This window comes from Nocardioides sp. Soil796 (assembly GCF_001429525.1).
In the GTDB taxonomy this organism is placed as follows: domain Bacteria; phylum Actinomycetota; class Actinomycetes; order Propionibacteriales; family Nocardioidaceae; genus Nocardioides.
This window is the reverse complement of record NZ_LMSQ01000019.1, coordinates 164,834-185,324: the sequence shown is the minus strand read 5'-3', so window position 1 is coordinate 185,324 and position 20,491 is coordinate 164,834. Positions and strand designations below refer to the sequence as shown.

Genomic DNA, 20,491 nt, shown 5'->3' with positions numbered 1-20,491 from the left:
GGCGGAGCTCGGGTCCGGCAGAATGGGCGCCGTGACTCTCCACGCCATCACCGTCCTCGGCCACGACCGCCCCGGCATCATCGCCGAGACCACCGCAGTCCTCGGCGGACTCGGGCTGAACCTCGAGGACTCCTCGATGACCCTGCTGCGCGGCCACTTCGCGATGACGCTGATCAGCGCGGGCGACGCCGACGTCGACACGGTCGAGGCGGCGCTCGCTCCGCTGGCGTCCGGCGGCGACCTCACGGTGTCGGTGCGCGAGCTCCCGGTGGAGAGGGTCGCGGACCTGGCTGGTACGTCGTGGGTGCTGAGCGTGCACGGCGGAGACCGCCCCGGCATCGTGTCGTCGGTGGTGTCCCGGGTCGCCGAGGTGGGCGGCAACATCACCGACCTGACCACGCGACTGGCCGGAGACCTCTACGTCCTGGTCGCCGAGGTGGACCTGCCGAAGGACGTCGACTCCGACGCACTGCTGGTGTCGCTGCGGGAGACCGCCGCCGAGCTCGGGGTGGGCGTGAGCCTGCACGAGGTCGAGGCCGACGAGCTGTGAGCTCGGCGGACCTCAACGACGAAGTCGCCGCGTGGACCGAGTCCTCGCTGGCTGTCGAGGGGCGCGTCCTCGAGGTGGTCACCGCCCCGGCGTCCGTGCTCTCCACCGTCGGCGCCGACGTCGACCCGACCTCGCCCGAGATCGTGCAGCTGGCCGCCGACCTGGTCGCCACGATGCGGGTCTCGCCCGGCTGCGTCGGCCTGGCCGCGCCCCAGGTGGGGGAGTCGGTCAAGGTCTTCTGCGTCGACGTCTCCGAGCACCCCAAGACCCGCGACCACCACGGCACCTTCGTGCTGTGCAACGCCGAGGTCGTCGAGTCCTCCCGCAACGAGAAGGCCCGGGAGGGCTGCATGAGCGTCCCCGACTTCACCGGTGACGTGAAGCGGGCGACGCGGGTCGTCGTACGCGGGCAGCTGCCGGGGACCGGCGAGACCGTGACCCTGCGCGCCAACGCCTTCGAGGCGCGTGCGCTGCAGCACGAGATCGACCACTGCGACGGCCTGCTGTTCCTGGACCGGGCCGCCGGCGCGCACGCCATCCACGCCCGCAAGACCTACTTATAGTCGGGACCCGGGAGCCCCCGTATCCCAACTGGCAGAGGAAGAGGTCTTAAAAACCTTTCAGTGTGGGTTCGAACCCCACCGGGGGTACGTCAGATCGACCGGCCGGCCCGCTCGGCCGCGGCTTGCGCCGCCGACCGACCACGATCGTGCACACGTCGAGCTGTGACCACGATTTCGCGAATTCCTGCGTCACAACAGCCCACCTGCATGATCGTGGTCGCTCAGCAGCCGACCGCGTCGGCCCGAGGTCAGTGCAGCAGGCCCTCGAGCAGCGGTACGACGGCAGTGGCCGGCGGCAACGCGTTGACCTCGGCCTGGACGCGCTGCGCGGCGGAGCGGAACAGGTCGTCGTTGAGCACGTCGTCGACCGTGTCTGCGAGGTCGGCTGCCGTGACCTCGACCGCGTCCAGCTCGACGGCCACGCCCATCGCCACCGCCTGGTCGGCGTTGTGCGGTTGGTCGGCGCCCAGGGGCAACAGCACCGACGGCAGCCCGTGGGAGAGCGCGCCCATCAGGCTGCCGGATCCGCCGTGCGAGATCATGAGGTCGCAGCTCGGCAGCAACGTGGCTTGGGGCACGAACCGCTCGATCCGCACATGGGGCGGCTGCGGTCCGAAGGAAGCGGGGTCGAGCTTGCTGCCGACGGTGACGACCACGTCGGCGTCGACCTTGCTCAGCCCGGCCAGCACCCGCTCGATCAGGTCGCCCGACGCGCCACCCATGACCGTGCCCAGGGTGAAGTAGACCTGCGGCCTGGGGTGACGGGCTCGTACCCGCACTGGATCGCCGGGTCGGTAGAGGAAGGCATCGGCCGGCAGCGGATGCCCGGGGTGGCGCAGGCTCGGCAGGAACGGGGAGAGCACCAACGCACCGTGAAGCCGTTCGAGCCCGGGGTCTGCGGGGAGTCCGTGCTCGGCACGCACCTCATCGAGCACCGGCGCCACCAGGTCGCGGCGCAGCAGCGCGCCCGAGGCGAGCACCAGCACCGTCGCGCACGGCACCCCGCAGCGCTCGGCGGCGACCGCGGAGCCGAAGTCGGCCTCGTCACGCACCACGACATCGGGCACGAACTCGCCGATGATCTCGCGCAGTGCGGTCGCATGCCGCCGCGCGCCCCTACCGGCGAAGTTGTCGGCCAACTCGCGCTCGGCGGCCTCGCGGTCGGCCGGCTCGTGGGGAGAGTCGTCGCGCAAACCGGCGTTCGGGTCTCCGCCCGGTGGGTGGGGATCGCTGGTGCCGAAGGCGGTGAACCCGGCGCCATGGATGACGTCCAGCAGCTTGCCCGACCCGGCGACTGCCACCGTGTGGCCGGTCGCCTCGGCTGCGCGGGCGATCGGGACGAGCGGCCAGAAGTGGCCCTGTCCGCCGATGAACGTGAAGAGGATCCGCATCCCGGCCAACCTACTCCTGGGGCCCTCGTTGGTTGAGGAGGTCACCGCGCCTTCGCTGGTTGAGGAGGTCGACGCACCTTCGTTGGTTGAGGAGGTCGCCGCGCCTTCGTTGGTTGAGGAGGTCGCTCTGCGACCGTCTCGAAACCAAAACGCGCTCGGGTTTGGCGCCGGCGTACTCTGGGTAACGAGTCTTTCGGGTGGGCAGGGGGTCTACTACAAGGAGGACAGCCGTGAGCGAAGTCTTCGGTCTGTTGCTGACATTCGCCCTGTTTCTCGGCGTCATGGGGCTCACCTTCCAGGCGTACGGCGAGTGGGCCCGCCGCAAGAGGTAGCTACTCCACGCTCCACTCGATCGCCGGTGCCCGCACGCGTGCGCAACGCGGGCAGCCAAAGTTGTCGGTGAGGTGGACCCGGGCCACGAGCACGCGGTCTGCGTCCTTGTCAGCGACAGAGACCAGCGCGGCATCGATGTCGTCGACCATCAGCTTGGCCCGGCGGAACATGCCCCACTCGCCGTCCGACACGTCGCCCCACGTCAGGTAGAGGAAGCGCTCGCCGCGGCGACCGTGCACGGCCTCGCCGCGCCAGTCCGGGCCGTCGTCCGTGGGCACGACGCGTACGTCGAACTCCTAGCTCGCCTCGCGCGCGTCACCCCGCACCGGCTCGTGGGGGAGCCGGCCGACCTGCAGCGCGACGTGCACGTTCGTGTGCTCGGCGTACGCCCGGCCCGGCAGGTGGTGGCCCTCGATCCGCACGCGCATGTCCCGATCCTCCCCGCTGGTTGATGAGGCGCGCCAGCGCCGTCTCGAGACCAAGCGTGATACCAACAGAACACCAGCCCCATCCGGAACATTCGACGCAGGCCATTCGTTTTCACTGATGCAGGCAGCCCCTAGACTGAAGATGCACGTGGGAGTCGTCAGAGCGACGGCACCGCCCGGCCTCCAAGGAGGAGACCACCATGAAGAGCAACAACCCGGTGTTCAACCGCTCGCCCGAGTTCAACGGGCAGGCCAACGCCTATGGCAATCAGACCTACGCCGGCAACGGCCAGACGTACCCGGGCTACGGCCAGCAGCCCGTCTCCGACCCGTCGCAGTGGGGCACCGGTGCTCCCGGCCAGACCGGCTACGGACAGGGCCAGGTCGACCAGGGCCGCATGACGATCGACTCGGTCGTGCAGAAGACCGCGATCTCGTTGGGCCTGGTCATCGTGACCGCGCTCGCGACGTGGATCCTCACGCCCGAGATCAAGGACAACGCCAACCTGACGCAGAGCGACCTCAACCAGCTGATTGCTGCGGTGACGATCGGTAGCCTTGGCGCCTTCGCGCTGTCCATGGTCAACTCCTTCAAGCGCAGCGTCAGCCCGGCCCTCGTGCTGCTCTTCTGTGCGTTCGAGGGTGTCGCCCTCGGCGGCCTCAGCAAGCTGTTCGACGCCCAGTTCGGTCAGGGCGTGGTCAGCGGTGCCGTGATCGGCACCTTCGCTGCCTTCGCCGGCACGCTCGCTGCCTACAAGTTCTTCAACATCAAGGTTGGCGCGAAGTTCCAGAAGTTCGTGATCGCAGCTGTCTTCGGCATGATCGGGCTCTCGCTGATGGAGCTCGTGCTGGGCATGTTCGGTGCCCAGATCGGCCTGTTCGGCGTCAGTGGCCTCGGCATGATCACCGCCTTCGCCGGCCTGATCCTCGGTGTCTTCATGCTGATCATGGACTTCGACTTCGTAGAGAAGGGCGTTGCCGCCGGTCTCCCGGAGAAGGAGTCGTGGCGCGCGGCCTTCGCGATGACCGTGAGCCTGGTCTGGATCTACACCAACCTGCTGCGCATCCTGGCCTTCTTCAGCCAGGACTGACCCACCTCTGACACCCCAGTTCCGCCACGGCGGACTTCGCGAGGCGCTCCCCAATTTCGGGGGGCGCCTCGTGGCATTTAGTGGGCCTACCCATTTCGGGCCACCCCGGTCTAGTCCATACGGGTGGTCTCTGCGCCCAAGGGGACCGTTTTACCGGGTTTCGCGTATGGCGCGTCCTGCATCGCCCTAATGTCCATTTTGGCCGGGGGATGGCCAGGGACCTAGGGGTGGACACATGTGTGGGGAACACAAACGAGCACGCATGCGCGATGAGCGCGGTGCGGCTGCGGTCGAGTTCGCGCTGATCTCGGTCATCCTGCTGACTCTGCTCATCGGGATCATCCAGGCCTCCATCTTCTTCTGGGGCTACCAGACCGGTGCCAACGCTGCGCGCGAGGGAGCACGGCAGTACGCCGTGGATCCGTGCAATGCCGATGCGACCGACAACGACACCAAGGTTCGCGACTTCGTGGGCGGTGCCGCGTCGGGCACGATTGGCGTGACTCACGTCTTCAGCGGCTCCACGCCACCTGAGACTGGCGATGAAGTGACCGTCACGGTGACCTTCAGCACGCCGTCAATCGGGGGATTGCTCCCTGACTTCCCTGCCGTGACCAAGAGCGCGTCGGCACGTGTCGAAGACGTCCAGGACTGTTCATGAGGCGCGTCCTCGGCCTCGACCGCCCGCGCGACGAGCGCGGTGCGTCCGCAATCCTCTTTGCCATTCTGGCCCTGGCTCTGATGGGCGTCAGCGCCGTGGCAGTCGACATGGGTCAGGTCTACGCGAAGCGGTCGTCACTGCAGAGTGCAGCCGACCATGCCGTGCTGGCCGCAGCAGCGGAGCTCGACGGCACGAACATCTGCACTCAGGCCGCCGTCGACGCCGCGACCAAATACCTTCGCGACAACTGGATCGACGACTCCGGCGACCCGATCAACGTCGATCTCACCGGATCTCCGGGAGACCCGACGGGCTTCATCAAGTGCACGGGCTGGAACGTGAAGCTCTGGGCGCCGGATGCGACTGTGAACTTCGGGCTGGCCAAGGCAGTTTCCAACGTCTCGAGCGTGGAAGTACCCGCGTATGCCGAGGCGGGCGTCTTCTCTCCGGCCACGGGAGTGATGCCGGCGTTCGCCGTCACGGGGTGCGACTACGGTCCGCAGACGCTGCTCGACCCGCCCGGCGGTCACGAGACCGTCTATATTCCGACGCTCCCCGAGTCCACTGGGGCTTTTACGCCGTACCCGGACGTGAACCTGAACTCAGCGCCGAACGGTGTCAGCCCAGCCGTCATCACGCTCAATCAGTTCAGCGCCCTCGACATCTATGCGTCCGCGAACCCGGCGAACAAGAGTCTGGCTGGAGTTAATGTCATCTCGTTCTCGACCGAAGACGGGGCGATCGTGAAGGTCCCGATCACGGCCTCGCCGGTGCCGTTCACCGTGACGGCCGGCCAGCTCCATCTTACGGAGATCCCCTCTGCGGTCCGTACCGTCGAGAAGGTGTGGTGGGTGCGGGTCTCCAGGGACAACGGAGCCCACTGGAGTTCTCCGCAGACCGCACTGCCGCTCAGGGTCGGTGACCCCCTGCTGGAGTGCGCGGGGGCGAGCAATGAGGGCAACTTCGGCACGATCGACTTGCCGCACCTCGACCCGAGCGCCAATGCGACCAACGCGATCGCGTGGAACATAGCGACGAAGGTCGATTTCGACCTGACCACGCTAGGGGGCACCAACGGCTACTGCACACCCGGCGTTGGAGGGGCCGTCGATCCCACCGACGACGGCACCAACTGCGTCCAGGCGCAAACGGGCTTCGCGGGCAATCCCGCCACGGCAGGACTGATCACCGGCCCCACCAATGGGACGCCTGGCCGGCTCGACAAGACACCGACCGCGAGCGGCTGCGATCGGAACGGCGGGTCGAGTGACTTCGAGACGCCCAAGATCCAGGGCACGAAGTACATGATCAACGACGACACGTTGACCTGCTTCTTCACGAACTCCTCGACGACGATCAGCACGATCGCCACTCCGGGTTACAACAGCGGCGAGGTCATCAACGCCGACGTCTTCAAGTCTCCGCGTTTCTTCTGGGTGCCGGTCTTCGATGTGCAACCCAGCACTGGCAACTCGAACCACTACTCCATCGTCGACTTCCGACCGGCCTTCATCACTGGCGAGCTGGGTGGATCGACCAAGGCTGCCAGCGTGTTCGACTCCGGCACCGACAACGGGCTGAGTTTCGCAAGTGCCGGAATCGAAAGTCTGAAGGTCGTCTTCTTCGACCCCGACGCTCTGCCGGAAAGCATGGCCGGTGGGCCCGTCATGACGTATCTCGGCGTCGGCACCAAGGTAATCGTCCTCGTCGACTGACGACTCGGGGCGAACACGACTTCAAGCGACAAGGACAACACTCATGGCAAGACGCTCAATCCTCCTGATGGCGGCGCTGTTCATTGCAGCGCTCGGCACCGCGATGATCGTGATGTACGTGCAGGGCATCGATGCCCGGGCCACCGAAGGCCAGGAACTGGTCGAGGTGCTCACCGTCACGGACACCATCGATGCGGGTGAGTCCGTGAAGGACGCGCAGTCGGCCGGCAAGTTCGAGACCACCGAGGTGGTTCGTGACGACATGGTCGATGGCGCATTGACTTCGACCAACTCAATCACCAATGACGTTGCCCTCGGCGCGATCTACCCCGGTGAGCAAATCATCAGCAAGAAGTTCGGTGCTGCCGGCTCCGAGGCGGCGCTGACGATCCCCGACGACAAGCTGGCCATCAGCGTCGACCTCACTGACCCAGCCCGTGTGGCCGGCTTCGTGATCCCCGGCTCCGAGGTGGCGATCTTCGCTTCCGGCGACCCGGAGGCGATCAAGGCCGACGGCAGCACTCAGAAGCTTTCGACCTACACGCGGCTGCTGGTCTCCAAGGTGCAGGTGATCGGCGTCGGCACGACCACGATCACCTCGAAGACCACCAAGACCAAGGAGGGCGAGACCACCGAGGAGATTCCACGCACGATCCTCACTCTCGCGGTCGACCAGGAGCAAGCTGAGAAGTTGATCTTCGCCGACCGCAACGGTGACCTCGCCTTTGCATTGCTCAGTGAAAAGTCCAAGGTCAAGGACGGCCCGGGCGTCGTCGTCCGCGACATCATGCCCGAAGTCTTCGCGGGGATCGGGCAATGACCACCCTGGTCGAGCAGGACCCGGAGATGATCCGCCTCGTGCGTGAAGAGCTGGGTGCTGACGTGACTGTGGTCGACTCGTTGGACAAGTTGCAGGAGCACTTGGACCAGCACATCCACGAATTCGCCGTGGTGCTCGGCACGTCGGTCGAGACTGGTGCCGCCTGCGTTTTCGCCGAGGCCAGCCGCATCCAGCGCCCCGCGCTCGGAGTGATCATGCTTCGAGCGGTCGTCGACACCGACCTCCTGGCCACCGCGCTGCGCTCGGGCATGCGCGACGTGCTCGCGGCTGATGACCTGGTCGGCCTCGGAAGCGCGGTCGGTAGGGCTCGCACGCTGGCCCACGCAATGAGTGGAACCGCGGATCGTGCGGCCGAGGCCAAGGACGGCGCCTTGTTCACGGTGTTCTCCACCAAGGGTGGTGTCGGCAAGAGCATGGTCGCCACGAACGTTGCGGCCTCGCTGGCAGACCAGGGTCACCGAGTCTGCATCGTCGACCTCGACGTCCAGTGCGGCGACGTGGCCATCATGTTGCAGCTGACCCCGATGCACACCCTGGCCGATCTGACCCAGTTGTCCGGGCGCATCGACCCGAGCGGCATTGAGTCACTGCTGAGCCAGCACTCGGAGCGCCTGAGCGTGTTGGCTGCGCCCGTGCAGCTCGAGACCCATGTGCAGCCCGACCAGGTCTCCTCCGTGTTGGCCACGCTCAAGACCATGTTCGACGCCGTCGTTGTCGACACCTCCGGTGCCTTCGACGACCACGCCCTCGCCGCCCTCGACCACAGCGACATGTTGATCGTGGTGGGCACGCTCGACATTCCGTCGTTGAAGAGCCTCAAGCTCGCCGCGGGAACGCTCGACCTGCTCAACTTCCCGCGTGAACGCTGGCGTCTGGTGCTCAACAGGGCCGACTCCAAGGTGGGTCTGTCCGCCAAGGAGTTCGAGGAGACCCTTGGCGTCAACGCCACGATCAGCCTCCCATCGAGTCGCGACGTGCTCGCTGCCGTCAACCGCGGCGAGGCCATCGTCCGCTCGAACTCGGGGCACCAGATCAGCAAGACCCTGGCCGGCTTCGCCGGACAGTTGTACGCCGACGCGGCACCCGCGCCAGCCCAGGATGCGACGTCCGGGTCCCGACGGGGGAGCCGACGCAAGCTCCGGATGAAGAAGGTGAGCTGAGATGGCACTTGCAGACCGCATCCAGGCGGCACAGCGCAGCATGACCCTGGTCAACAGCGACCCGGAGGCGGGTGTGCCGGCCGGGGGCCGAGCGAAGCGCCCGACGCTGCGTGACCCTTTCGCCGACCTGAAGAAGGTCGTCCACGCCCAGTTGGTGACCGCGCTCGGTCCGAAGCTCTACGACGTCAACATGACGGCGAGCGAGCTCGAGGTGCAGGTGCGAGCCGCACTGCAGACTGCGATTGCGACGACAGACCAGCCGATGTCAGGTGCGGACCGCACCCGCATCACGCAGGAGATCGCCGACGACATCCTCGGCTATGGCCCGCTCGAGCCGCTGCTGCGCGATCCTGACCTCACCGAGGTCATGGTCAACAGTGCCACCGACATCTTCGTGGAGCGCAACGGAAAACTCACTCGAGTCGATGCCATCTTCAGCGATGAAGCACACCTGCGCCGCACCATCGACAAGATCGTCGGCAAGATCGGCCGCCGCGTCGACGAAGTCAGCCCAATGGTCGATGCACGACTGCCCGACGGCAGCCGTGTGAACGCGATCATCCCGCCCTTGGCGTTGGACGGTTCCAAGCTCACCATCCGCAAATTCTCGGAGGACCCGTACACCGTCGAGGACCTGATCTCCTTCGACACCTTGAGTCGCGAGTCGGCGACACTGCTCGAAGCCTGCGTCAAGGGACGCCTCAACATCCTCGTCTCTGGTGGAACCGGCGCCGGCAAGACTACGACCCTCAACGTGCTCTCCTCCTTCATTCCTGAGGACGAGCGCATCGTCACCATCGAAGACGCCGCTGAGCTTCGGCTCCACCAGGAGCACGTGCTCCGGCTCGAGTCCCGACCGGCGAACATCGAGGGCAAGGGCGCGGTTCACATCCGCGACCTGGTGCGCAACTCGCTTCGCATGCGTCCCGACCGCATCGTCGTCGGCGAGATCCGTGACGCATCGGCGCTCGACATGTTGCAGGCGATGAACACCGGCCACGACGGCTCGATCTCGACCGTCCACGCCAACACCCCCCGCGACGCCCTGGCGCGCGTGGAGACCATGGTGATGATGGCAGGGATGGAGCTCCCGGTGCGCGCCATCCGCGAGCAAGCCTCGAGTGCCATCGACCTGATCATCCAGCAGACCCGCCTCAAGGACGGCACCCGTCGCATCACCGCGATCACCGAGATTGTCGGCATGGAGGGCGACATCATCACCCTCCAAGATGTCTTCCTCTTCGACTACGCGGCTGGATTCGACGAGCACGGGCGTGCGCGCGGGCACCTCAAGTCGACAGGTTTGCGTCCGCGCTTCATTGACCGCTTGGCTGACCACAACGTGCACGTCGACCCCGCAATCTTTGCGATGGGGGCCTACCGGTGATCATGCGCAATCTCGTTCGGGCATCTGCCGCTCTCGGGGCAGTGGGGATCATGCTGCTCTCCTCTCCGGCACATGCGGCCGACGAAATCAACATCGACCACGTAGAGTCCGCGGACGGCGAGGTCTCCGTGCTGGTCGCGGTCGACAAACTTCCCGGTGGAGCCACTCCCGACCTGGACGCGATGGCGATCACCGTCAATGGCGACCCGGTCGAGGCGACAGCCAAGACCGTTGAAGCGGGTGAGATCGACCGGACCACTGTCCTCGTACTCGACACCAGTCGCAGCATGCGCGGCGCCCCGATAGAAGACGCGAAGGCCGCGGCCAAAGCGTTCGTCGATGCGGCGCCCGCCGACGTCAAGATCGGTCTGTTGACCTTCTCCGGAACCGTGCAGAGCTCCATCGAGCCGACCACTGATCACGCCACGCTGGCGGCTGCCATCGACGACATCGGGTTGACCCTCGGCACCCGCGTCTACGACGCCGTGGTGGAGGCCGTCGACCTCGCCGGCGAGGATGGTGCCCGCAATGTGCTGGTGCTCTCCGACGGCAAGGACCAGGGGGGCGGTGCTCCGATCGAGGACGCGATCGCAGCGGCTACCGACAGTGAGGTCGTCGTCGACGTGGTCTCCCTCGACCAGCGACCCGCGAACCGGGCCCTGCTCGCCCAGATCTCTGACGCGAGTGGTGGCAGCGTCATCGACGCCGACCCTAGGGCGCTGAAGGGCGTCTTCACCGCACAGGCCGACGCGCTGGCTAGCCAGGTGCTGGTCACCTTCGAAGCCCCCAAGACATCCTCAGATGAGGTGAATCTCGGGGTCCAGGTGAGCTCCGGAGGCGCGACGTACGTCGACAGCGCGTTGGTCACCATTGCCGTGGCAGACCAGGGCCCCAAGGCTGTCTCGCACGGCGAGGCCAAGGTGGGCAGGGGGGCCTTGCTCCTCGGGGGACTTGCGCTCGGCATAGGTCTTGCGGTCGTCCTTGCGACGGTGATGATGGGTGCCAGGGGACAGACTGCGAACCAGAAGCGGCTGGCCGCCTACCTCGGTGAGGCGAAGCCCGCCGGGGCGGGGAAGCGAGCCGGCGAGCCGTCGTCTGGCAGCCTCAAGGATTCCGCGGTCGCTCTGACCGAGAACTTCGTCAAGGGAGACTTTGAGCAGCGTCTCAATCAGCGGCTGGCTGGCGCGGACGTGAAGTTGACCGCCGCCGAATGGCTGCTGATCCATGCGGGGATCGCAATCGGTGCGGGGTTCGTCGGCTTCATATTGCGCGGCGGTGCCCTGATGCTGGTCCTGACGCTCTTGGGCGCCATTTTGCCTTGGCTGTATTTGAAGCGTCGACACAAGAAGCGCTTGACGGCCTTCAACGGGCAGTTGGCGGAGACATTGACCTTGATGGCGGGTGGGTTGTCGGCCGGGTTGTCCATGCCGCAGGCGATTGACTCGGTGGTGCGTGAAGGAAACGAGCCCATCGCTGGCGAACTGCGCCGCGCATTGGTAGAGGCGCGTCTTGGTGTGCAGATCGAGGAAGCACTCGATGCGATCGCCCAACGGATGGAGAGCCAAGACTTCGCGTGGGTGGTGATGGCGATCCGCATCCAGCGTGAGGTCGGAGGCAACCTGGCCGAGTTGCTGACCACAGTCGCCAACACACTGCGTGAGCGCGACTACCTCCGTCGGCAGGTCCAGGTCTTGAGCGCAGAAGGCCGGATGTCCGGCTGGGTTCTCGGAGGGCTGCCGATCATGATGTTCCTCTATCTACTTCTGGTTCGGCCCGACTCGGCGCGAATTCTCTATTCAGAACCAGCAGGCCTTGGCCTGAGCGCCGCGGCAATCACCCTGTTGGGCCTGGGCTTCTTCACCATGTCCCGGATCGTAAAGATCGAGGTTTGACCGTGTCTTCTGGAATGTTCCTCCTCGCCGGCGGATTGTTGCTGTTCGCGGCCTTCGCACTGTCCCTTTCAGTGATCGGAGTCGCCACGGCGGAGCGTCGATCAGTCGGTCGCTCGCTGGCTGCCATCAAGGCCATCGACAGTGCACCCGACGTGCTGAAGGAAGAGCTGGACCGCCCCTTTTCCGAGCGTGTCATTGCCCCGCTCGGGGAAAAGCTCGTGGGTGTCGGCAAGAAGTTGACGCGCTCTGATGCTGCCGACCGAATCCGGCACAAGCTCGACATCGCTGGAAACCCGGCCGGATGGGACGTCAACCGCATCATCGGGCTGAAAGTTCTCGGAATGGGCGTTCTCGGTGTGCTTGCTTTCCTCTACATGCTCGGAACGGAAGCCGGTTTCGCAAAGGTTGTCCTTATCACAGGTGGCGTCGGGGCAGTGGGCTACCTGATGCCGAACATCCTTCTGCACAATGCGGGCCAGAAGCGCGAGTTGGAAATGCTCAACTCGCTTCCTGACGCGCTCGACTTGTTGACCATTTCGGTGGAGGCCGGTCTGGGATTCGACGCAGCAGTGGCTCGTGTCGCCAAGAACACCACCGGGCCACTTGCCCAGGAGTTCGCCCGTCTCCTCCAGGAGATGCAGATCGGCGTCGGTCGCATGGAAGCGATGCGCGCCATGGGCGAACGCACCACCATTGCAGACCTCAAGTCCTTCTGCTTGGCCATGGTGCAAGCCGATCAGCTCGGCATCCCGATCGCGAGGGTGCTTCGCATCCAGAGCGCTGAGATGCGCACCAAGAGGCGTCAGCGCGCCGAAGAAGCGGCCCAGAAGGTGCCTGTGAAGATTCTCTTTCCGCTGATCTTCTTCATTCTGCCGTGCCTGTTCATCGTCGTCATCGGACCGGTAGTCCTACAAGCAAGCGGAATCTTTGACTGATGCGACTGCAAACACCGAATGGCTCTCGCTCAGGCTCCGCGCTTGGAAGAACCTGGCGCGTCACGACCGCGACGAGGGTGTTCGTGCTTGCCGTGGCCGCCGGCCAAGTTCTCGCGGTTGGGAGCCTCGACTCAGTCGGCATCCTGCTTCTCTCGCTGGTGCTGGTGGCGTCGGTTGCGTGCGTCTTCGAGCTTGATCCGGTCGGTGCGCAATCACCATGGACACCGGTGGCCGAGGGAGTGCTGGCAGCCATCCTGATGGGCACCACACAGGCACCTGTCGTGCCGTTGCTGATCTACCTCGTAGCCCCGCCGGTGATCGCGGGCCTGCGTCATGGCTGGGTGACCACCGCCAATACGGCATTGGCCTCCGGTGCGGCCATGCTGGGAGCTTGGGGCGCTGCTGACGCCTTGGGCAACCAGGGTTCACAGATGTCCGCCTCCCTGCCATGGTTGGCGTTCGGTCTAGGTGCCGGTCTCATGGCCTCTTGGCTTGGCCGGTCAGTGCGGCAGATGGAGGACTCGCAGGCGCCGTACGCCGCAGCCCACCACCTCGTCTCCCAGTTGCACACGCTGGCCACGCGAATGCCGGTGGGGCTGGATGCGCTGTCGGTCGCTCGGACGCTCCACGACGAGGCCCGCCTAACTGTAACGGTGGAGCGGTCCGCACTGATCCTCAAGACCGGCGACGACACCTTCGACACCGTGGTGGCCGAGGGGCCAGTCACCGACGCCGACGAGAAGACGGCCTCGATCTGTGTGTGGACCGGTCGACCGCGTGTGGGCAAGGGACTGGTGGCCTTGCCGCTGCGAGTGGGCGAGCACTGTTTCGGTGCTCTCCTGCTCGCTCGCACGGCTACGTGGTCAAAGGCGGAGCTCTCCGATCTCCAGGCGCTTGCGGACACTCAGGCCGTTCGTCTGGACACGGCTCTTCTGTTCGACGACGTGCGATCAATGGCGACCTCCGAGGAGAGGAACCGGCTCGCACGTGACATCCACGACGGCGTGGCACAGGAGATCGTCTCACTCGGCTACCTGGCCGACGAGATTGCAGACACCAGCGGCGACGCTTCCACACGTCAGTTGGCCGATGACCTGCGCGCCGAGATCACTCGTGTGGTCAGTGAATTGCGCTTCTCCATCTTTGACCTGCGGCATGATCTCGATGAGGCCAGCAGTGTTTCGGGAGCATTAGCTGAGTATGTCCGCGAGGTCAGCCACCAGAGCGGCCTGCGTGTGCACCTCCTCTTCGACGAACGCGGGCCAAGGCTCTCCCAGCGAGTTGAGCAGGAGTTGTTGCGCATAGGACAGGAGGCGATCGGCAACGTGCGCAAGCATGCCCGTGCGATCAACCTTTGGGTCACCCTCACCAGTGACGGAAAGTGCGTCCGGTTGGTCATCGAGGACGACGGGGTCGGGGCAGCGGTTGCACGCCAAGGTCACTACGGACTGCACACGATGCGTGAGCGGGCGGAGCGAATTGACGCAGATTTCAGCATCGCGCCGAGACCGGATGGTGGCACTGTGGTGACAGTGCAGTCCAGGAACACGAGTGCAAGCCCGGAGGATTCGAAAGATGACCACACGCGTCCTGCTCATAGATGACCATGAGTTGATCCGACAGGGCCTCGCCCGAGCCTTCGAACGCCACGGCGAAATGACAGTCGTCGGTCAAGCCGGGAGCGTCGCCGAAGGCAGGGCTGCTTGGTCCGCGCTCCATCCGGACGTCGTGGTGACCGACCTCCAATTGCCGGACGGAACCGGCCTGGAGGTTATCCGTGCGCTCCGCGCTGAGAGCGCGGAGGTCGGCTTGGTGATGCTCACCATGCATGCCGGCGACGACCAGATCTTCGCTGCCATGGAGGCCGGCGCATCCGCCTTCGTCGGCAAGGACAGCAAGGCGAGTGAAGTGGTTCAGGCAGCCGCCCACGCCGCAGTGTCGCCACGCAACTTTCTATGCTCCGGCCTGACTGCGGCGATGATCAGACGCACTTCGGGACCTCAACCGACAAGGCTGACCGGTCGCGAGCAAGAAGTCCTGGAGCTGCTCGCGGAGGGCTTGGGCACCGCGGCTATCGCCGGCAAGCTGTTCATGAGCGAGTCGACGGCGAAGACTCACATCACCCGCATCTACGAGAAGCTCGGTGCCTCCAACCGTGCCCAGGCCCTGGTGACTGCTATGCGCACCGGCCTGCTCTCCTCAGTCACGCCCTGACGGTCAGTGGACCAGACCACTTGGTGGGTTGGCGGGTAGTCCGAAATGACCATGGGGTGCGAGCGGATCACCCGATCCGCGCGGATCGGATTCCCGAGAGTATTGGATCCAGAACGAGTCCTGTGGGGGCTCGGACTCAGTTTCCGTAGGACTCAAACCAAAGGGAGAAATCCAATGCTCGAGAAGTTCATCACCCTCATGCTCGTCGGCCCGGCCAAGAAGGACGAAGAGAAGGGTGCAACCGCAACGGAGTACGGCCTGCTCGTCGCGTTCATCGCCGTCGTCATCATCGTGGCCGTCACCCTGTTCGGTAGCGCGCTGAACAACTTCTTCCAGGACATGGTCACCGAGGTCAACAGCTGGTGATCTGACGCTGCGTGTGGCCGGCCGCCGTCGACGGGTTCGTCGCGGCGGCCGGTTTGCTTTCACAACCAACTGTCATCGTCTGGAGGGACACATGAAGCAGATCAGGCAGGCGTCGGTCCGCCCGAGTTCACACCGCTCGGAGCGTGGAGCGACCGCGACTGAATATGGGCTTCTCGTCTGTTTCATCGCCGCCGTGATCGTCATCGCCGTGACCCTGTTCGGGACTGCGCTGAATGATGTCTTTGATCGATTGGCAACTGCAGTACTCACTTTCTGAGTAACTGAATGTCTCGGGCGAAGGCGGGAGATGCCTGACATGAGCCTCTTCGGGAGGAGCCTGGCATGAGCGCCGATCGAGATTGCATTGAAAGAATGATTGGGAGAAATTCGAATGACAACCGTGCGTGACTCGGGCTCCTCGGCTGAGCAGGAAGTGGTCGCCGCGACCAGGCGTGGGCTGCCCGTCTGGATGCCCATGACCGTATTCGGACTCTTGATGGTCATGGTCGTTCGACAGGCATCTCGGCCACTCTCCGACTCAGACACCTTCTGGCACTTGCGGTTGGGAGAGCAGATTTGGAACGCTCGTTCCCTTGCAACCCCGGACTGGTCCACTGGAGATGATCGTTCCTGGGTTCTGACCCAGTGGCTGCCGGAAGTGGTTGCATCCCGCTTCGAGGCTTGGTTCGGACTGGCGGGCGTTGCTTGGCTGTTCGGGGCATGCCTTTTGGCTCTCGTGGTGGCGGTCTTCTTCACGTGTCGTCGACAAGCTGGCTTGCTCGCAAGCGCGTTCGCGGCGGGACTCAGCATGATTGCAATGAGCGCGAGCCTGTCCCCGAGGCCACACATGGTCACCTACATCCTGCTCGCGGTGACGGTCGGTGCTTGGTTGTCAACCGGAGCGGATCTTCGACCGCGCTGGTGGTTGCTGCCCATGACATGGCTATGGGCGTGTTCGCACGGCATGTGGTTCACCGGCCCGCTCATTGGCCTTGTGATGGTTGCCGGGCTTCGTCTCGACGGTCGCGTCACCGGCAGGGAGTTCCGGAAGTTGGGCCTGATCCCGATCGGATCCATTCTGCTTGCGGCAGCTACACCGGTCGGTCCTCAACTCCTTGCCGCACCGTTTGCAGTGGGTGGGATCAGCGCCTATGTCACTGAGTGGCAACCGCCTTCTTTTCGCACTCTCGGTCCCGCCGTCGCGATGCTGGTTCTTGCACTGGTAGTGATCACGTGGTCGCGGACCGAAAAGCGTGTTCCGTGGACGATGCTGTTGCTGTTGCTGATGGCCACGGGGTGGACCTTGCTCGCCGCACGGACTGTGACCTTGGGCGCGATCATTGCAGCGCCATTGTTGGCGGCCGCTGTTCAGACGTGGTTGCGGCGGAAGCCCGAACTTCGGGCTGCCTGGGAGAAGCCCTTCGTGTTCGGAACAGCGGCGGTGTGCCTGGTCGGGCTATTCCTCGCAGTGTCTCGGACTGCCGACGAGCCCGCAGGAGTTCCATCAGAGTTCGATCCGCAATTGAGTGCCCTGGCCGACGGCACGCCGATACTCAATGACTATGGAGTTGGAGGTTGGCTGCGATGGGCGCATCCGGAACTCGACCCACTCATCGACGGACTGACTGAGGCATACACGCTTCAAGAGCTGAGTGACTACGGAAAGGTCACCGATGTTGCGGAGGGTTGGGAGCAGGTGGTTCAGGACTCTCGAGCTCAACACGCCTTGCTTCTCGAGTCCTCGCCACTTGCGGTTGCCCTTGAGGATCGCCTGTCCTGGAACGTCCTCGGTACCGATGAGGGCTACGTGCTCTTGAAGGCGCCTTCATGATTCAGAACGGCCTGCCATCCGACTGCTGGCGATTGGGCCGCCGACCTGTCCTGGATGGTGTTCGTGGGGCCGCAATCCTTCTGGTGATGCTGGCCCACACCAGGATCGAACAGGTGCACGCTGCCGGAACTGTCGGCGTGACTATGTTCTTCACACTCAGCGGATTCCTGATTACTGCGCTCCTGTTGGAAGAGCGTAAGCACAACGGCCGTGTCTCCCTTCGGAAGTTCTACGCGCGTCGGGCACTCCGACTGCTCCCTGCGCTCTGTCTGTTCTTGGGGGCCATCGGTCTAATGGCTACATCGTTGGACAGCCCGGTGGTACCCAGCACGACGGACTTCCTCGGTGCGCTGTTCTATGTAGGCAACTACACCTCAGCGATACACGGTCACGACACCCTCATCTTCCATACTTGGTCGCTGGCGGTGGAAGAGCAGTTCTACATTGTCTGGCCACTGATCCTGATCGTGGTGATGCGGTGGGGTGGACGCCGGCTCCTGGTCGGGATCGCCGGCGCCGGCGCAGCGCTTGCGGTTTTGATTCGGGGTTACCTCTACCTGGCTGGTGCGGATGGTTTCCGGCTGGCGTTCAGTACGGACAGTCGGATGGATGGTCTGTTGGTGGGTTGCTTGGCAGCAGCTTGGATGACCGGGCGAACGCCAGGCAGAAACCGGCCAGTGCTGGCCTCCGTGGCATTGGTGGGTGCTTGCACGTTGTCCTTGGTGGGGCTGAAAAGCGAACTTCTCTTTGTCACCACACTGGTTCCTTGGCTGACTGCTTGTTCGATCCTGCTTCTGGTACAGCAGTCGCACGAGGGCTTGCTGACGACTTGGCCGATGCGCATTCTGGGACAACGCTCCTATGCCGTGTACCTATGGCACTATCCGATCTTCTCCATGGCCGCAGCCGTCGCGTGGCCTTGGACCTTGGTTGGATTCCTAGTGGCCGGGGTTATCACAGCGGGTATCGCGCACCTGTCCTGGAGGTGCGTGGAAGAGCCCTTCTTGAGGTTGAAGGAGCGCCGAGCTCGATCGGGAGCGCATCAAGAAGAAGTTGTCGGTGCGGCTGTCTAGCACCAATCACTACCCGACGATCTCGAACTCATCGCCGCGCTGGTGACGACGCTCAGTCTCCGGGGCAGTTCATCTAGAAATGTGGTTGTTGCGACTCGAGGGATGCGTGGTTTCGAGACGGGCGCGGAGCGCCCTCCTCAACCAGCGAGGCCGGCGAGCTGCTCGACCACCAGAGGTTGGGCTCAGCCGCCGAGGAAGGTGAGGACGGCGAGGACGCGGCGGTTGTCGTCGGAGGCCTGGGGGAGATCCAGCTTCGTGAAGATGCTGTTGATGTGCTTGCCGACCGCCTTCTCGGTGACGAACATGCGGGCGGCGATGGCGGCGTTCGACCGGCCCTCGGCCATCAGGGTCAGTGCCTCCCGCTCGCGGGCCGTGAGCCGTTCGAGCGGGTGGTCGCGCGAGACACCGCCGACGAGGGCGGCCACGACCTCGGGGTCGAGCACGGTGCCGCCGTCGACGACCTGCTGCACCGAGGCCACGAAGTTGTCGACGTCGGCGACCCGGTCCTTGAGCAGGTAGCCGACCGCGCCCTCTCCGCTGGCGAGGAGCTCGCGGGCATACAGCGGCTCGACGTACTGGCTGAGCACCAGCACCGGGAACCCGGGACGGGCCTGCCGGGCGGAGATCGCGGCGACCAGGCCCTCGTTGGTGAACGACGGCGGCATGCGTACGTCGACCACGGCGGCATCCACATCGGGGCCCGCGAGGGCCGCGCTGAGTGCCGGGGCGTTGTCGACCGCCGCGACGATCTCGAAGCCGGTGGCCTCCAGGATCCGGGTCAGGCCGGCCCTGAGGAGGGCCTGGTCCTCGGCGAGGACGATCCGTGGGCGGTCGGGCACGGCAGCTCCATGGTCACGACTGTGGGTCCCCCGAGAGGGCTGGTCAGGTCCATTGTGCCGTCGAAGGCCAGCAGTCGCCGCGACACTCCGGCGAGCCCGGAGCCGGCCGGGTCGGCGCCGCCGCGTCCGTCGTCGCCGACGACGAGTCGCAGCAGTGCGCCGTCGTAGGAGCCGGTCACCCAGGCCCTGCTGGCGTCTGCGTGCTTGACGATGTTGGTCAGGCACTCCGTCACCGCGAAGTAGGCGGCCGACTCGACCGGCGGAGGGAGCTCGCCGTCGATGTCGAGAGCCAGCGTCACCGGCAACGGGATCGCCATCGCGATCGCCTCGACCGCACCGGCCAGTCCGCGGTCGGCCAGCACCGGCGGGTGGATTCCGCGCACCACGGAGCGGAGGTCCTCGAGGGCGGAGACCGTGGTCTCACGCGCCTCCTTGAGCAGCTCCGCGGCCGCGCCCGGATCGGTGGCCAGCAGCTTCTCGGCCAGGCCGACGTTCATCCCGACCGCGGCGATGCGGGCCTGGGCACCGTCGTGCAGGTCGCGCTCGATGCGGCGTACCTCCGCGGCGGAGTGGTCGAGTGCCTCGGAGCGGGAGACCGCGACCTCCTCGACCCGGCGCTCGAGCTGCTCGACGCGGGAGTGGCCGAGGATGCCCCGCTCGGCCAGCGCCCGGGCCCGCACCAGGGCCGGCGTGACCAGCCACCACACCACCAGCATCGGACCCGAGAGGAGCAGGAGCAGCGCCCACGCCACGCTCGTGTCGAGCACCAGCCCGAAGAGGTAGGTGATCGGCGAGACCAGCAGGCCGACCACCACCACCGACAGCACGAAGCCACCGGTGACGGAGAACCAGAGGAACGCGAAGTCACGCCACCGCGCCGGGTCGCGCAGCCAGATGAACGCCCGGGTCAGCGGGTTCGTGCCGGTGGTGTCGGCGTACCCGCTGCTGATCGTCTCGCCCAGCAGCTGACCGGAGACCCAGCGGTGCAGCCGGGTCAGCTGGGCCGTGGCCGGCACCGCGAGGTGGGCCAGCCCGAAGCCGACCAGCACCAGCAGCAGCGGCCAGGCCAGCAGGGTGAGGATGCCGAGCACCAGTGCCGGCACCATCAGCAGGGCCTGGCCGAGCGCGACGGCGGTCAGGCGGAGCCGCTCGATGAACGCTTCGCGGTTCACCGGCTTCGGGAGGATCGACTCGATCCGCGGCAAGGGCAGGGACATGGTG

The 20,491-nt window shown here is 65.4% G+C and carries 20 protein-coding genes, 1 tRNA gene and 1 pseudogene; 17 read left to right on the top strand and 5 right to left on the bottom strand.

The features are described from left to right. Nucleotides 1–31: 31 nt before the first annotated feature. The 3 genes from ASH02_RS18165 to ASH02_RS18155 all read left to right on the top strand — a co-directional run bounded on the left by ASH02_RS18165 (nt 32) and on the right by ASH02_RS18155 (nt 1,200). Entirely contained in the window at nt 32–550 is a 519-nt protein-coding gene (locus ASH02_RS18165) for a glycine cleavage system protein R (protein WP_156409798.1), read from the top strand. Beyond that, complete coding sequence (gene def / locus ASH02_RS18160) at nt 547–1,113, top strand: peptide deformylase (RefSeq protein WP_082599636.1); 567 nt, start codon at nt 547–549, stop codon at nt 1,111–1,113. The genes ASH02_RS18165 and def overlap by 4 nt, the downstream gene beginning before the upstream one ends. Nucleotides 1,114–1,126: 13 nt before the next feature. Beyond that, nucleotides 1,127–1,200, top strand: a tRNA-Leu gene (locus ASH02_RS18155). A 161-nt stretch (nt 1,201–1,361) separates the two neighbouring features. On the opposite strand, the gene ASH02_RS18150 is transcribed toward ASH02_RS18155, so the two are convergent. From ASH02_RS18150 to ASH02_RS27105, 3 genes and pseudogenes are all read right to left on the bottom strand, one after another. Continuing rightward, nucleotides 1,362–2,504 (bottom strand): glycosyltransferase, encoded by a 1,143-nt coding sequence (locus ASH02_RS18150; protein ID WP_057295211.1) that lies wholly within the window; start codon nt 2,502–2,504, stop codon nt 1,362–1,364. Nucleotides 2,505–2,836: 332 nt separating this feature from the next. After that, a pseudogene (locus tag ASH02_RS18145) lies at nt 2,837–3,121 on the bottom strand (DUF5990 family protein); the annotation flags it as partial. A 12-nt stretch (nt 3,122–3,133) separates the two neighbouring features. Next, a complete protein-coding gene (locus ASH02_RS27105; protein ID WP_235539076.1) occupies nt 3,134–3,265 on the bottom strand; it encodes a DUF5990 family protein in 132 nt (43 codons plus the stop codon). A 200-nt stretch (nt 3,266–3,465) separates the two neighbouring features. On the opposite strand from ASH02_RS27105, the gene ASH02_RS18140 reads away from it, so the two are divergent. The 14 genes from ASH02_RS18140 to ASH02_RS18075 all read left to right on the top strand — a co-directional run bounded on the left by ASH02_RS18140 (nt 3,466) and on the right by ASH02_RS18075 (nt 18,431). Beyond that, complete coding sequence (locus ASH02_RS18140) at nt 3,466–4,356, top strand: Bax inhibitor-1/YccA family protein (protein ID WP_056678965.1); 891 nt, start codon at nt 3,466–3,468, stop codon at nt 4,354–4,356. Nucleotides 4,357–4,618: 262 nt separating this feature from the next. After that, nucleotides 4,619–5,017 carry a TadE/TadG family type IV pilus assembly protein gene (locus ASH02_RS18135; RefSeq protein WP_057295209.1) on the top strand — a complete coding sequence of 133 codons (399 nt, stop codon included), beginning with the start codon at nt 4,619–4,621 and terminating at the stop codon, nt 5,015–5,017. Continuing rightward, on the top strand, nt 5,014–6,732 hold the full coding sequence (locus tag ASH02_RS18130; RefSeq protein WP_057295208.1) for a TadE/TadG family type IV pilus assembly protein: 1,719 nt from the start codon (nt 5,014–5,016) through the stop codon (nt 6,730–6,732). The genes ASH02_RS18135 and ASH02_RS18130 overlap by 4 nt, the downstream gene beginning before the upstream one ends. A gap of 43 nt (nt 6,733–6,775) precedes the next feature. Then, nucleotides 6,776–7,552, top strand: coding sequence for a Flp pilus assembly protein CpaB (gene cpaB / locus ASH02_RS18125; protein WP_082620936.1), 777 nt, complete (start codon nt 6,776–6,778; stop codon nt 7,550–7,552). Beyond that, nucleotides 7,549–8,733: an AAA family ATPase gene (locus ASH02_RS18120; protein ID WP_057295206.1), complete on the top strand. Its 1,185-nt coding sequence runs from the start codon at nt 7,549–7,551 to the stop codon at nt 8,731–8,733. Before cpaB ends, ASH02_RS18120 begins: the two co-directional genes overlap by 4 nt. Nucleotide 8,734: 1 nt before the next feature. Continuing rightward, nucleotides 8,735–10,120 carry a CpaF family protein gene (locus tag ASH02_RS18115; RefSeq protein ID WP_057295205.1) on the top strand — a complete coding sequence of 462 codons (1,386 nt, stop codon included), beginning with the start codon at nt 8,735–8,737 and terminating at the stop codon, nt 10,118–10,120. 50 nt (nt 10,121–10,170) lie between these two features. After that, nucleotides 10,171–12,012: a type II secretion system F family protein gene (locus ASH02_RS18110; protein ID WP_235539089.1), complete on the top strand. Its 1,842-nt coding sequence runs from the start codon at nt 10,171–10,173 to the stop codon at nt 12,010–12,012. A 2-nt stretch (nt 12,013–12,014) separates the two neighbouring features. Next, nucleotides 12,015–12,947 carry a type II secretion system F family protein gene (locus ASH02_RS18105; protein WP_156409797.1) on the top strand — a complete coding sequence of 311 codons (933 nt, stop codon included), beginning with the start codon at nt 12,015–12,017 and terminating at the stop codon, nt 12,945–12,947. 83 nt (nt 12,948–13,030) lie between these two features. After that, nucleotides 13,031–14,551 (top strand): sensor histidine kinase, encoded by a 1,521-nt coding sequence (locus tag ASH02_RS18100; protein WP_156409796.1) that lies wholly within the window; start codon nt 13,031–13,033, stop codon nt 14,549–14,551. After that, nucleotides 14,523–15,161, top strand: a complete 639-nt coding sequence (locus tag ASH02_RS18095; RefSeq protein WP_057295201.1) for a response regulator transcription factor — start codon at nt 14,523–14,525, stop codon at nt 15,159–15,161. Before ASH02_RS18100 ends, ASH02_RS18095 begins: the two co-directional genes overlap by 29 nt. 174 nt (nt 15,162–15,335) lie before the next feature. Then, entirely contained in the window at nt 15,336–15,527 is a 192-nt protein-coding gene (locus ASH02_RS18090) for a Flp family type IVb pilin (RefSeq protein WP_057295200.1), read from the top strand. 91 nt (nt 15,528–15,618) lie between these two features. Beyond that, nucleotides 15,619–15,804, top strand: a complete 186-nt coding sequence (locus tag ASH02_RS18085) for a Flp family type IVb pilin (RefSeq protein WP_057295199.1) — start codon at nt 15,619–15,621, stop codon at nt 15,802–15,804. A 198-nt stretch (nt 15,805–16,002) separates the two neighbouring features. Continuing rightward, nucleotides 16,003–17,358, top strand: a complete 1,356-nt coding sequence (locus ASH02_RS18080; RefSeq protein ID WP_156409795.1) for a hypothetical protein — start codon at nt 16,003–16,005, stop codon at nt 17,356–17,358. Then, nucleotides 17,355–18,431: an acyltransferase family protein gene (locus ASH02_RS18075; protein WP_082620934.1), complete on the top strand. Its 1,077-nt coding sequence runs from the start codon at nt 17,355–17,357 to the stop codon at nt 18,429–18,431. The genes ASH02_RS18080 and ASH02_RS18075 overlap by 4 nt, the downstream gene beginning before the upstream one ends. 182 nt (nt 18,432–18,613) lie before the next feature. Here ASH02_RS18075 and ASH02_RS18070 read toward each other — a convergent pair whose 3' ends face one another. Both ASH02_RS18070 and ASH02_RS18065 read right to left on the bottom strand, forming a co-directional pair. Beyond that, entirely contained in the window at nt 18,614–19,270 is a 657-nt protein-coding gene (locus ASH02_RS18070) for a LuxR C-terminal-related transcriptional regulator (RefSeq protein ID WP_057295196.1), read from the bottom strand. After that, entirely contained in the window at nt 19,210–20,487 is a 1,278-nt protein-coding gene (locus ASH02_RS18065; protein ID WP_057295195.1) for a sensor histidine kinase, read from the bottom strand. The genes ASH02_RS18070 and ASH02_RS18065 overlap by 61 nt, the downstream gene beginning before the upstream one ends. Nucleotides 20,488–20,491: the final 4 nt, after the last annotated feature.